The organism is Sporosarcina luteola, assembly GCF_023715535.1.
GTDB lineage: Bacteria > Bacillota > Bacilli > Bacillales_A > Planococcaceae > Sporosarcina > Sporosarcina luteola_B.
This window is the reverse complement of the sequence record NZ_JAMBOI010000003.1, coordinates 222601-235357: the sequence shown is the minus strand read 5'-3', so window position 1 is coordinate 235357 and position 12757 is coordinate 222601. Positions and strand designations below refer to the sequence as shown.

The window sequence follows — 12757 nt, the reverse complement described above, 5'->3', positions numbered from 1 at the left end:
ATTATTATATCCTTATTGAGTGAAAAGAAACGCAATCTGCAATTCTTTACTTAAAACAGAAAATTTGGTATAATAAAAGGTAGCGAGAGATGGTTCCGTGAGGTTTCCAATTGCGGTTATCGTCTTCATTTCACGTCACATTTGCCTTGGGTACCAGATGAAGGAGAGTGATTGAATGGAACGCGTATTCATTGATCCGTACGAAATGGAACTGAGACAGGATCCTGATTTCATCGCATCGCTTGAGATGATCGACGAAGGTTCACCTGTCCACTATCCGCAGTATACAAAGAATAGGAAAGAAACTGCCGGATTTGATCCAAGAGAATTACCGCAAGTATATCAATAATAAAAGTATGACTACAGGGCTGTCTCCAATCAAAGGGGACAGCTCTTTTTATTTTGAGAGGATTGAAGTTTTAAAATTAAGAAAATGAGGGATAGATAGACAGAGAGCATTTTCACTTTATTGCTTCCGGGAAATAGATAGGGGAGGAATCGCCATGAAGTTAGCACGCAATATTATTATCGCCCTCATTGTTGGTGTCGTTGTCGGACTGATTTTGAACTTGTTTGCCCCTGGAATTTTCGGGGTAGCGGATAAGTTTCTGTTCAAGCCGTTAGGAATCATCTTCCTGAACCTCATGAAGATGCTTGTCATACCGGTCGTCTTCGTTTCCATCGCGCTTGGAACGATTGGCATTGGTGATCCTAAGAAGTTAGGAAGGATTGGCGGGAAGACATTGGGGTATTTCCTGGCTACAACTGCTATTGCCATCATCATTGCCCTCTCTTTGGCACTCATACTGAAGCCAGGTGCAGGAGGGAACTTTGATACGGCAGGTGCGGATTATGAAGCGTCAGAGGCACCGCCTGTCACAGACACGTTGTTAGGTATCATCCCGACGAACCCGATCACTGCAATGGCGGAAGGGAATATGCTGCAGATCATCTTCTTTGCGGCCTTGGTAGGATTCGGGATCGCAATGCTCGGCAATCGGGTGGAGCGAGTCACCGAATTGCTGGAGCAATCTAATGAACTAATCATGTATCTCATCACTTTCGTCATGAAGTTTGCGCCATACGGAGCTTTTGGCTTGATTGCATCAGCAGTCGGCAGTCAAGGGTTCGATGCGCTGCGGGCGATGGGGATGTATATGGTTGTTGTCCTAGGCGCTCTTCTCATTCACTCGGTCGTCGTCTACGGGGGCTCGGTGTCCTTGCTCGGCAAACGGAATCCGATCTGGTTTTTCAAGAACTTCTTTCCGGCACAGGTCGTCGCCTTCAGTACGGCGAGCTCCGCGGCAACGCTTCCGATTTCCATGAAAACCGCACAGGAGAGGCTGAAAGTGCCTGAGTCAATCAGCTCCTTCACACAATCTTTAGGCGCAACGATCAACATGGACGGAACGGCGATCATGCAAGGGGCGGCAGTTGTTTTCATCGCTCAAGCCTTTGGTATCGAACTGTCAATGGGGCAGTTGCTCACTGTCGTCCTCACCGCAGTCCTTGCCAGCATCGGGACGGCTGCCGTGCCGGGTGCAGGGCTGATCATGTTGGCGATGGTTTTGACATCTGTTGGTCTGCCTGTCGAAGGAATTGCCCTCGTCTTAGGGGTCGACCGCCTGCTTGATATGGTGCGCACAGCTGTCAACATCACTGGAGATGCAGCTTGCGCAGTTGTTGTTGCCCAGACGGAAGGTGTACTTGGTGATCCGGATGATGACCGGGTGCAGGCTAGTACGAAGACCGTCTGAAGGATAGTAAACAGTTCACGACTGTGGCGAAGCAAATGAGGATATAAACCAAAGTGATAAAGGGCAATATGAGTACTGACGAGTTGGAACAGCTTTATGAGGATTTAGGCACGACCGACCTGAAGCTGCAAGAAGAGAATTGACTCCTGTCATGAAGGATGAGATAGATGAAACGAACGATTGTATGGTTTCGAAGAGATTTTCGATTACATGACAACCCCGCTTTGTGGGAGGCGGCAATAGAGGGGATCGTCATTCCTGTCTTCATTTGGTCGGAAGAAGAGAAGCGGGAATATGCGGAAAGTGAAGCATCCTCATGGTGGCTTTATCATTCGTTGGCAACTCTTGAAAAGGGGCTTCAGGCACATGGCTTGAAGCTCTTTATTAAATCCGGAGATGAGTTTGATGCGCTTGTCGAGGTGATGGAAGAAGCGGATGCGGAAGCCGTTTATTTCAATGAACGTTATGAGCCTGCCGAGCGGAGCAAAGGGAGGAGGATCACGGCGCAGCTCGAATCGATAGGGAAAGAGGTGCAGACATTTCATGGACAGCTATTATTCAATCCCGATCTAGTGAATAAACAAGGCGAACCTTATAAAGTGTTCACTTCCTTTTGGAAGAGGTGCATGCAGGAGGATGTAGAACGCCCGCTTCCTGTCCCAGTTGGGATGATAGGGATAGAGCAGGAAATTAATACTCTTAGCTTACATTCATTATGTTTCGTGCATAAGAACCCATGGCAACAGAAATTCCATGAGTATTGGGAACCTGGTGAGCAAGCAGCAATTGAAAAGTGGGAACAATTCTCGGATGATGGCATGTTTTATTACGGGAAGGAGAGGGACTTGATCTCAAGTGGCACCTCCTCCATGCTCTCTCCGTACATTGCTGCAGGTAATATCAGTGTAAAAGCGATGTGGCATTCCGCAAAAGGCATTTATGAGGAAGTCCAGGGAATGTCAGTTCAATCGATTGATACGTTTCTCAAACAGCTAGTGTGGCGCGAATTTGCCTACCATCAACTTATCCACTTTCCGGACATCACCCGGATCCCGTTGCGAAAACAATTTGCGGAGTTCCCTTGGGTAGGCACGGATGAGCAGCTTACGAAATGGAAGAGAGGGCAGACGGGCTATCCACTCGTCGATGCAGGCATGCGGGAACTTTGGGAGACGGGCGTCATGCATAACCGTGTGCGAATGGTGACCGCCTCGTTTTTAGTCAAGCATCTGCTGATTCCGTGGCAAGAGGGCTACGAGTGGTTCAAGCATACCCTCCTCGATTTTGATACCGCCAACAACGCAATGGGGTGGCAGTGGGTAACTGGATGCGGCATTGACGCCGCCCCTTACTTTAGAATCTTCAACCCGTTCCTACAAAGCGAGAAGTTTGACCCGGATGGCGAGTATATACGGAAATGGGTGCCGGAGCTTTCCGGTCTGCAAGCTCCGTATATCCACAGACCGTGGGAAGCACCGACCTCTGTATTGGAGGAGGCGAGCATTCAAATCGGCGTTACCTATCCTTCGCCGATTGTCGATCATGCTACTGCCAGAAAGCGGGCATTAGAGGCTCTTCAACAAGTGAAAGGGAAATAAATATGCTGAAAAGGCAGAGACAAGCACACAGAACAAATGACTAGTGAATTTCTCCGTCCATGGTCGCTCGCCCGTATGTCCCGTCCATTTTCACATGTAATAGATAGGAGGGGGTGAGTGAAGATGATGATGCACCATGGACACTGTGGAGGACATTGTGGAGGGCGTTGCGGAGGACATTGTGGAGGAAGCCACATGCTTCCTATGAACCAACAAATGCCGCAAATGCAACCAATGCAACCAATCGTATGCCCGACACAATGTCGTTTCAACGACCAATTCTTCCCGGTAGAACAACCGTATATTCATCCGATTGTCAACGTCAATAGGACGCATCCTGTTGTCACGCCGCGGCACTATTTTACGGAGACAACGGAAAACGTAATGGGCGCGCCGGTTTATCCTGGTCAAGAGCCTGGTTTCGGTAGAAGGGGCAGAGGCTTCTTCGGCTTCGGGAGAAGAGGGTTTTAATATCCAAACCGCTGTCACCGGCGTCGAGCACATCGACAAAGGGACAGCTTTTTTGTTTTTTGAATCGCGTCGGGGGGGAAGTTTATGCACATAGGACTATCCGCGCTCAAGAAATGGAGTTCCGCGCTCAAGAAATGGAGTCCGCGCTCAAGAAGTGTTGTTCCTCGCTCAAGAATTTGAGTTCGCGCTCAAGAAGTCGCTATCCGCGCCCAAACCGCAAACGAAAAAGCCGCCCCACAAAGGAGGCGACTTCACTCTTCAATCTACATTAAAATACCTTGCATCCGGGTGCGCAAATACGATTGCGGACACTGATGCTTCCGGTTCCATCATATATTCTTCCGTCAAATGCACGCCGATGTCTTCCGGCTTCAGCAAACCGAACAGCTTCGACTGGTCTTCGAGGTTCGGACAAGCAGGATAACCGAACGAGAAGCGCTGCCCTTGGTATTTCGCGGCGAACCGGTCGCGCATCGTAAAGTCGGTTGCGTCCGGGAATCCCCATTGGTCCCGGATTTCCTGATGGATGCGCTCAGCGAACCCTTCCGCGAGTTCAAGCGCCGTCGATTGGAACGCATGGCTTTCAAGGAATTTCCCTTCGGCTTTCAACTGGTTCGCAAAATCACGCACGCCGTGTCCTGCCGTCACTTGCATAAGTGCCACATAATCCATTTCACCGCTGTCGACCGTTTTCAAATAGTCGGCGAGGCAGAGGAATGGCTCCTTGCTTTGACGGGGGAATGTGAAGCGCTCGATTTCCGTCTTCGCATCAATCGGATCATAAATGATCACATCGTCGCCGTCCGCTTGTGCGGGGAAGAACTGATATAGGCCAGATGCCGATAAGTTGCCTGACTCGAGGAAACCCGTAACCATTTCGTGAAGCTGCACAGCGCGCTCCTCGCCGTCCGTAAGCATTTTGTCGACATTGCCGCGCAACCCTAAATGATGGCCGATCAGCGTCCGCATATTGACGTACGGATATAAATGCGAAACGGAATAATCTCTCAAAACACGCCTGCGCAAATCGGATGGCACGAAAACAGGCGCATCTTCCCGCACCGTCTTCACTGGCCTTGGCAACACTGCAACCGCTGTGTCGCGCGCCGCCCGGATCGCTTCCGACTCGAGGCGCTTCTCCTGCTTCTCGACGAGTTCGTCCAACAATGCCTCCCTGTCGCCGCCTTGCAATCGGTTGGCAAGTTCTAACCCTTGCATCGCATCCTTCGCGTAGATGACAGGTCCATCATATTCCGCCGCAATCTTCGTCTCCGTAAATCTACGTGTCAACGCAGCTCCTCCGACCATGACAGGAGTATTAATTCCCGCCGCCTTGAAGTCCTGCGCGGTAATCACCATTTGCTGCGCCGACTTTACAAGCAGACCGGATAGCCCGATAATGTCAGGCTTCTCCTTGCGAATAACGTCAATCAACGTTGCGGGCGTCACTTTGATGCCGATGTCGATGACGCGGTACCCGTTATTGCTCAAAATGATGTCGACGAGGTTTTTCCCGATATCATGGACATCCCCTTTGACCGTCGCCAAAATGATCTTCCCTTTACCGGAATCGTCCTCTTTCTTCTCCATGAACTGCTCGAGGAATGAAACCGATGCCTTCATCACTTCCGCGCTTTGCAACACTTCCGCAACGATCAGCTGGTTATCATTGAACAGGCGTCCGACCTCCGACATACCTTCCATCAATGGTCCGTTAATGACCTCGAGCGGGCTATCGTACATCTTAAGCGCTGCTTCAAGGTCAGGGATCAAGCCTTCCTTCGTCCCTTCGACGACATAATACGCGAGCCGTTCCGGGACCGTCTTCGGAATATCATCCTCAGTTTTCTCCTTCTTTTTATCCCGGTAGAAAGCAGTGAAATCCGCAAGCGTCTGGTCCGTCGTTGTGAACAACAGATCATTCGCAAGCTTGATTTCATTCTCGGGAATGGAAGCGTACCGTTCCAACTTCTCTGTATTGACGATCGCGTAATCGAGTCCTGCCTGGGTGCAATGATACAAGTACACCGCGTTCAGCACTTCCCGGCCGACAGGGGGCAGCCCGAAGGAAACGTTGCTGACACCTAGCGTCGTCAAGCAACGAGGCATCTTCTCCTTAATCAGCCGGATGCCTTCGATTGTTTCAACTGCCGATCCGATGTATTGCGCATCACCTGTTCCGACAGGGAATACGAGCGGATCGAAAATGATGTCTTCAGGAGCGATTCCCCATTTGTTCACAAGCAGATCATAGGAGCGTTCCGCGACTTCGAGCTTCCGTTCGCGCGACACCGCCATTCCGATTTCATCGATCGTCCCGACGACGACAGCCGCACCAAACTTTTTCACAAGAGGGAGAACCGCATCGAAGCGTTCTTCGCCGTCCTCCAAGTTGATGGAGTTGATGATTGCTTTTCCTTGGGAGAATTTCAACGCCTCTTCAATGACATTTTCATCCGTCGAGTCGATGACGAGCGGCACTTTCACCTTCTTAACGACTTCCTGCATGAACTTCTTCATGTCTTCAAGCTCATCCCGATCCGGATTTGCAAGGCAGATATCTAGCACATGGGCTCCGCCGCGCACTTGCGCACGTGCAACCTCCGCAGCCTCTTCGAATTTTTCTTCGACGATCAACCGTTTGAACTTCCTAGACCCGATAACGTTCGTCCGCTCGCCGATCAATAGCGGGCGCATAGATGGTTCATACAATAACGGTTCGATGCCAGAAACGGCGTGCTCGTGTCCAGTCTCAGGTTTCTGGCGCGGAGCGAGGCCGTCCACCGCTTCACGAAGCGCACGGATATGTTCGGGCGTTGTTCCGCAACAGCCGCCGACCATATTCAGCCAACCCTTTTCCGCAAATCCTTTCAACTTCATTGATAAAGATTCAGGTGATTCATGGTAATGGCCTTCCTCGTCCGGCAATCCAGCGTTCGGATAGCATGTGACAAAGCTTGTCGCCAAATCGGAAAGAGATCGCAGATGATCGGTCATGAATTCCGGTCCCGTCGCACAGTTCAATCCGACTGACAGCGGCTTGATATGCTCGATTGAAATATAGAAAGCTTCGATGCTTTGACCGGCCAACGTCGTTCCCATCGGCTCGATCGTACCCGAAATCATGACAGGCAGCTCGATGCCAGTTTCGTCAAACGCCCGCTTGATCCCAATCGTTCCCGCTTTCACATTGAGCATGTCTTGGCTCGTTTCCATCAATAAAAGATCGGAGCCTCCTTCGATCAATGCTTTCGCTTGGACGTAGAAGTCGTCGGAAAGCTTATCGAAAGTAATGCCCCCTGTGACGGACAGCGTCTTCGTTGTCGGACCGATTGCACCGGCGACGAAACGCGGCCACTCTGGTGTCGAGAAATCGGCTGCACACTTTTTCGCGATTTCCACAGCCTTTTTGTTTATTTCAGAAGCCTGATGGCCGAGGCTGAATTCGTCCAATACGAGAGGGGTGCCCCCGAACGTGTTCGTGCAGATGATATCCGCTCCCGCCTCCAAGTAGGACCTGTGGATCCGGTCCAGAATATCTGGCCGTAAAATGTTCAAGTATTCGTTGCAGCCGTCATATTCCTCTCCACCGAAATCGTCTTCTGAGAGGTCTTCCGCTTGCAGCATTGTGCCCATCGCTCCGTCTATGATGAGGATTCTATTTTTCAGTTGTTGTTCGATTGGATGTTTAGGCATGGACAAACTTCCTCTCCTTCTCCGCGTCTAGCTCTTTAATATGGGTGATCAGTTCCAGTGACATGTCATAGCGCAGGAACGGTGTAATGATGTAGATGCCGTTGAAAAGCTCAGCTGCCGTGTCGATCAGTTCCTTCGCAATTTTGATGCCTTCAGCGGTCGCTTTTTCGCGGTCTTCGCCGCAGGCAGCCATCCGTTCCAGCACCTCTTCGGATAGCTTGATGCCCGGCACTTCGTGGTGCAGGAATTCAGCGTTCCGGATACCCGTAAGCGGCATGATGCCGATGAAGAGCGGCGTATCCAGGTGCTTCGTTGCCTCGTATATATCAACAATTTTCTCTTTCGTATAGACCGGCTGTGTAATAAAATAATCCGCCCCGCATTCGATTTTCTTCTCGAGCCGCTGTACAGCGCGGTCGAGGACGCGGACGTTCGGATTGAAAGCTGCGGCGACCGAGAACTTCGCTTTTTTGCGCAGTGGCTTTCCTGTGAAGGAAATCCCTTCGTTCAATTGTTTGATGAGCTGCAGCAACTCCATGCTGGAGACGTCATAGACGCTAGTCGCTCCAGGGAAATCGCCGACTTTTGTCGGGTCGCCAGTGACAGCGAGGATATCATGGATTCCGAGCGCGTCGAGCCCCATCAGATGGGATTGCAGGCCGATCAAGTTATGGTCGCGGCACGTCAAGTGGACGAGCGGGCGAACGTGATGCTCATGCTTCAACATGGACCCCATCGCCATATTGCTGATGCGCGGGGAGGCGAGGGAATTGTCCGCCAATGTGACGGCATCCACGCCGGCTGCATGTAATTCGTTCGCGCCTATGAAATACTGTTCCGTCTCCAAATGGCGTGGCGTATCAAGCTCCACGATAATTGTCCGTTCCGTTTTCGCTTTGATGTGAAGCGGTTCGTGTTTTGCGGGCTCCGCTTCACGGATGATGATCGGCTTCTGCGGCGTGACGGTTTTTTCAATCACGGGCTTCAGTCCAACCAATTGCTTTTTTGCAGCGGCGATATGCTTCGGCGTCGTTCCGCAGCACCCGCCGATCAGACGGACGCCTTCATCCCGAAGGAGCGCGGCTGCGCGGCCGAAATAATCAGCTTCGGACGCATAAACGATCCGACCATCCTCCACATCTAGCAAACTTGCATTCGGTGCGGCGGACAAAAATGCACGGTCCGGTATCGTCACTTTTTCAAATGCCTGGATTGTATGGAAGGGACCTAGTCGGCAATTGACGCCGACGATATCCGCTCCTAACGTCTCCAGCTGATGAAGCGCGTCATTCAGATGCATCCCATTTTGCAGAACTCCCGGCTCATCCATTGCGACTTGCGCAATGAGTGGTAGATCCGTCAGTTTTCGCAACTCGGTGACGACCGTCGACAACTCTTCGAAATCATAATATGTTTCCAGCAACAGTCCATCGGGATCGCCTGATAGCAAAGCGTCTGCCTGCTCACGTACCATCGTCAGCACTTCGGTAAGCGATGCATCGCTTTTCCGGATTCCGCGCAGCCCGCCGATCGTCCCAAGCACATATTGATTGCCGGGTGCCGCGGCGCGCTTCGCAATCCGGATCGCCGCCTCGTTGAGTTCCTTCACCCGGCTCTCCATTCCGTAACGGGCAAGCTTCAAGGAATTGGCTCCATATGTATTCGTCTGGATGACATCCGCTCCTGCGTCGATATATTCGCGGTGGATCTTCTCAATGATTTCAGGCTTCTCAACGTTCAATTCCTCATAACTGAAGTCGATGCCATATGAATAAAGCAGCGTCCCCATCGCACCATCCGCCACCAGTACGTTATCTTTCAACTGATCAAGCAATCTCATAAGAAATCATCCTTTCTTCATTCGATATCCTGAACGTGCACCCGCCACGCCTGTAAAAACGCATAAATCGCAAAACTGACGCATAAATCTATACAGATCCGCATAAACGCGAGCAGATGCGCATAAATCCATAAATCTACGCATAAACGTCTCCAGAAACGCATAAATCCATAATCTCATCTTTTCAAGACGAAAAATTTAGACTGCAATGAAAAATAAAAAAGCCTTCGCTAAAAAAGAAGGCTTTCAAGCGAATGCTCGCTCCTTCTCATCTGCCAAGCCGAAACCGGCCTGCTGGAATTAGCACCTGACCGAAATCGGCTGGTTGCTGAAGCTTCGACGGGCCAGTCCCTCAGCTTCTCTTGATAAGAAATAAATATGCAGTTGTTTGAATAATTTAAAACATCATATCGTTAAATGTTTGATACGTCAATAGCCGAATTATGATAGAATCGGCATATGAACTTAAAATAGAAGGTGAATACGTTGAGGATTTTCAAATTTTCCATTCCGATCGCACTTCTTGTTGCCGGGATTTCCTGGTGGATGCTCCATAAAAACTTTCAGGAAGTTCCAGGGACTTCCAGAGTGTGGATAACAGTAGGCGCAGCTATATTAAGTGGAATCATTGCCCATTTTTTATTTCCGAAAAGTGAAGACGAAGAACGATAAGTCATTATGGACTGCCACCAAAAGTAGAAATACTACTTTTGGTGGCAGTTTTTTTAAATTAAGGAAACCCCGCGTCCAAAGCAAGCCGTCTAGTTTCGTTGGTTAACTAAAAATAAAAATAGGTTGACACAATTTGAGTTAACTTTTATTCTATTTACGATAACTTAAATTGTGAGGTGGATTATGACAACAGCTACAGTGAAAACAAAAAGCGGGATGAGCGCGCTTAGTCTCGTCTATTGCGGGATGTTTGCGGCATTGATGATGATCGGGGCGAATATTACATTTTTTGTGCCGTTCCTCGTTGTTGGTGGGGTTCCGATAACACTGCAAACCTTCTTCGCCGTCTTGGCGGGTCTCCTTCTCGGAAGCCGGCTCGGTGCAATTTCCATGACGGTTTACATGGCGCTCGGCTTGGTAGGCGCGCCAGTTTTTGCAAAATTCCATGGGGGCTTCGGAGCAATTCTCCTTCCGACATTCGGCTTCATCGTCTCATTCATCCTTGTCGCGTTCGTAGTAGGAAAAATTGTCGAAAAGAACGGTAGTTTGCGAAGTTATGTCATCGCGGCTCTTGTAGGACTCGTCGTAAATTACGTCATCGGCACGAACTGGATGTACTTTGCATACAAGCTATGGGCCGCTGCGCCGGACGTATTCACGTATAAGGTGGCCTGGCTCTGGATGGTGCCACCGCTTCCAAAAGATATTCTGCTGTCCGTTCTAGCGGGTATTTTCGGTCACAGGATGTACAAGGTTCTAAGAGTAAGGCGTACACTTTAATATGGCGCAAAACTGGCTATCTGCAATGTGGGGCTTCCACAGATGCAGATAGTTTTTTTATGGAATCCCCAATAAAACGAATCGTTTGGCATTCTCATCCGTATAGTAGAGGAGGATTAATTTCAAAAGAAGAGAGTGTTCATATGATAAATTTATTGCTGTTTTCATTGGTCGTTGGCATCATTGCCGCAATGATCATCACGCCATTAACATCCACCACTAAAGAAGGGCATCCCGCCTTTAATCGGATCGGAGCGCTTTCTGCAACAGTCGCAGCCGTGACAGTGCTCACATTCATCCTTTATTACGTCACGAATCTGGACAGGAATTGGACGTCGGTGTGGGCGCTGGCTCTCATCGCTACTCTAGCGGGCGCCGTGCTTTCAACCGGGAGGGAAAGAAGTGCAAAGGTAATCCTGTTTTTAGCGGCATTGGCGGGAAGTGCGTTCATCTTAAGTGCGCCACTTTTCAATGCGAATGAAAAATACAAAGCAGTCGAAATGGATCAGCAAGTGGAAATCAAGGCGTTCGACGAAACGAAGACGCCGGCAAGCGTTCCACCAAAATTCGCCCGGAATAAAATGAAGAAGGCGTTCGGTCAAGTGCCGAATACAAGCTATTATGAGCTAGGCAATTTGCAGATCCAGAAGGTTGATGGGAAGTTCGTCTATATCGCGCCTGTCGAATTCTCGGGCTTCTTCAAATGGATAAACGGAAAGACGACTCCAGGATATTTCACGATGAGCGCGACCGATTCGGCGGACAATCCCAAGTTCGTCAAGACGGAAATGTCGTATACGCCTTCATCCTTCTTCCATAAACAAGTGGAACGCCATATGCGGATGGCGATGCCTGATCTCATCTTTTATGGGGATGTGCAGCTAGAAATCGATGACGAAGGAAAGCCGCATTATATCCGTTCCTATGGACATTTTATTACAGCAAGAAATGGATTTGATGTACAAGGGATCGTCATGGTCGATCCTGCTTCCGGCGAAGTGAGCCAATATCCGCTTTCGAAAGTCCCTGCTTTCATCGATGGAGCGGTTTCACCTGAAGCGGTCAGCCTTCAAAACAGTTACTTCGGTAAATACGTCCACGGATTCTGGAATTCGATCGTCGGGAAGAAAGATGTGAAGCTTCCTTCGGACGAAGGGACGGAATCTAATGTCAGCCCGGTCTTCGACGAGAATGGGCATATGTATTATTTCACTGACTTCACAAGCCCGAAAGAAGGAGTCGACTCGATGCTCGGCTATGCATTGACAGATGGCCGCACGGGCGAAGCGACATACTATACGGGCAATCTCGAAGAGTCGTATATGGATTCACAAGGAGCCCTTCAGATTATCGAGAAGAAGTTCATCGAGAAGAAATGGACCGGGGAAATGCCGGTGCTCTACAACTTTTACGGAGAAGCAAGCTGGTTGACGCCGGTGCTCGACTCGAACGGGTTCCTGCAAAACTACTTCATCGTCTCGGCAGCAAATCCGGAAATCTCCGTCTTTGCCAATTCGCCGAATGAAGCACTAAGACTGTATAAAACAGCGTTACAACGTGGCGGTAGCACAGTCGACGGCAGTTCGAATGCCGAAGAAGGAAAAGCGTCTGTCAACGTTGTCCGGGTCTATAAGGAACGCGCCGGCGACTTCACAATCGTGTCGATCCTTGCCGACGACGGCCGGAACTATATCGTCTCCACCGAAGCTGTTCCATTGTCAATCTACATTCAGGAAGGCGACCACCTCGCCATTACGTATTACGAAACAGGCGAGCTCTTCCTGCCAGTCAAGGAACTCAAGAACGCTACAATTGAATAAAATAAAGGCAGCCTCCGGATTTTCGGAAGCTGCCTTTTATGCGTTTTTGTGAGCGTTTATGAGTATTTTCTGCGATTTATGCGTCGTTTATAGCATTTATGCGCGTCTGCTACGCTTTATGGA

9 protein-coding genes and 1 riboswitch are annotated in these 12757 nt (G+C 49.8%); of the genes, 7 read left to right on the top strand and 2 right to left on the bottom strand.

All coding sequences use genetic code 11. From position 1 onward, the window contains the following. The first annotated feature begins 175 nt into the window (after positions 1 to 175). From M3191_RS08270 to M3191_RS08255, 4 genes are all read left to right on the top strand, one after another. Positions 176 to 349 (top strand): hypothetical protein, encoded by a 174-nt coding sequence (locus M3191_RS08270; RefSeq protein ID WP_251699777.1) that lies wholly within the window; start codon positions 176 to 178, stop codon positions 347 to 349. A gap of 154 nt (positions 350 to 503) precedes the next feature. Then, a complete protein-coding gene (locus tag M3191_RS08265; RefSeq protein ID WP_251699775.1) occupies positions 504 to 1757 on the top strand; it encodes a dicarboxylate/amino acid:cation symporter in 1254 nt (417 codons plus the stop codon). Positions 1758 to 1924: 167 nt separating this feature from the next. Then, positions 1925 to 3355 carry a cryptochrome/photolyase family protein gene (locus M3191_RS08260; RefSeq protein WP_251699772.1) on the top strand — a complete coding sequence of 477 codons (1431 nt, stop codon included), beginning with the start codon at positions 1925 to 1927 and terminating at the stop codon, positions 3353 to 3355. A 117-nt stretch (positions 3356 to 3472) separates the two neighbouring features. Beyond that, the gene (locus M3191_RS08255; RefSeq protein WP_251699770.1) at positions 3473 to 3826 is read left to right on the top strand and encodes a hypothetical protein; all 354 of its coding nucleotides are present in this window, start codon (positions 3473 to 3475) and stop codon (positions 3824 to 3826) included. Between the two features lie 258 nt (positions 3827 to 4084). On the opposite strand, the gene metH is transcribed toward M3191_RS08255, so the two are convergent. Both metH and M3191_RS08245 read right to left on the bottom strand, forming a co-directional pair. Further along, positions 4085 to 7522, bottom strand: a complete 3438-nt coding sequence (gene metH / locus M3191_RS08250; RefSeq protein ID WP_251699768.1) for a methionine synthase — start codon at positions 7520 to 7522, stop codon at positions 4085 to 4087. Next, entirely contained in the window at positions 7515 to 9362 is a 1848-nt protein-coding gene (locus M3191_RS08245; RefSeq protein WP_251699766.1) for a bifunctional homocysteine S-methyltransferase/methylenetetrahydrofolate reductase, read from the bottom strand. Before M3191_RS08245 ends, metH begins: the two co-directional genes overlap by 8 nt. Before the next feature lie 265 nt (positions 9363 to 9627). Continuing rightward, a riboswitch (SAM riboswitch) is annotated at positions 9628 to 9734 on the bottom strand. Between the two features lie 114 nt (positions 9735 to 9848). On the opposite strand from M3191_RS08245, the gene M3191_RS08240 reads away from it, so the two are divergent. From M3191_RS08240 to M3191_RS08230, 3 genes are all read left to right on the top strand, one after another. Next, a complete protein-coding gene (locus M3191_RS08240; RefSeq protein ID WP_251695546.1) occupies positions 9849 to 10034 on the top strand; it encodes a histidine kinase in 186 nt (61 codons plus the stop codon). A 183-nt stretch (positions 10035 to 10217) separates the two neighbouring features. Then, the gene (locus M3191_RS08235; protein WP_251699764.1) at positions 10218 to 10814 is read left to right on the top strand and encodes a biotin transporter BioY; all 597 of its coding nucleotides are present in this window, start codon (positions 10218 to 10220) and stop codon (positions 10812 to 10814) included. Positions 10815 to 10957: 143 nt separating this feature from the next. Next, complete coding sequence (locus tag M3191_RS08230) at positions 10958 to 12634, top strand: hypothetical protein (RefSeq protein ID WP_251699762.1); 1677 nt, start codon at positions 10958 to 10960, stop codon at positions 12632 to 12634. Positions 12635 to 12757: the final 123 nt, after the last annotated feature.

Bases quoted from the DNA above. Each gene is read 5' to 3' on its own strand.
- M3191_RS08270 (WP_251699777.1), top strand. From the start codon at position 176: ATGGAACGCGTATTCATTGATCCGTACGAAATGGAACTGAGACAGGAT.
- M3191_RS08265 (WP_251699775.1), top strand. From the start codon at position 504: ATGAAGTTAGCACGCAATATTATTATCGCCCTCATTGTTGGTGTCGTT.
- M3191_RS08260 (WP_251699772.1), top strand. From the start codon at position 1,925: ATGAAACGAACGATTGTATGGTTTCGAAGAGATTTTCGATTACATGAC.
- metH (WP_251699768.1), bottom strand. From the start codon at position 7,522: ATGCCTAAACATCCAATCGAACAACAACTGAAAAATAGAATCCTCATC.
- M3191_RS08245 (WP_251699766.1), bottom strand. From the start codon at position 9,362: ATGAGATTGCTTGATCAGTTGAAAGATAACGTACTGGTGGCGGATGGT.
- M3191_RS08235 (WP_251699764.1), top strand. From the start codon at position 10,218: ATGACAACAGCTACAGTGAAAACAAAAAGCGGGATGAGCGCGCTTAGT.
- M3191_RS08230 (WP_251699762.1), top strand. From the start codon at position 10,958: ATGATAAATTTATTGCTGTTTTCATTGGTCGTTGGCATCATTGCCGCA.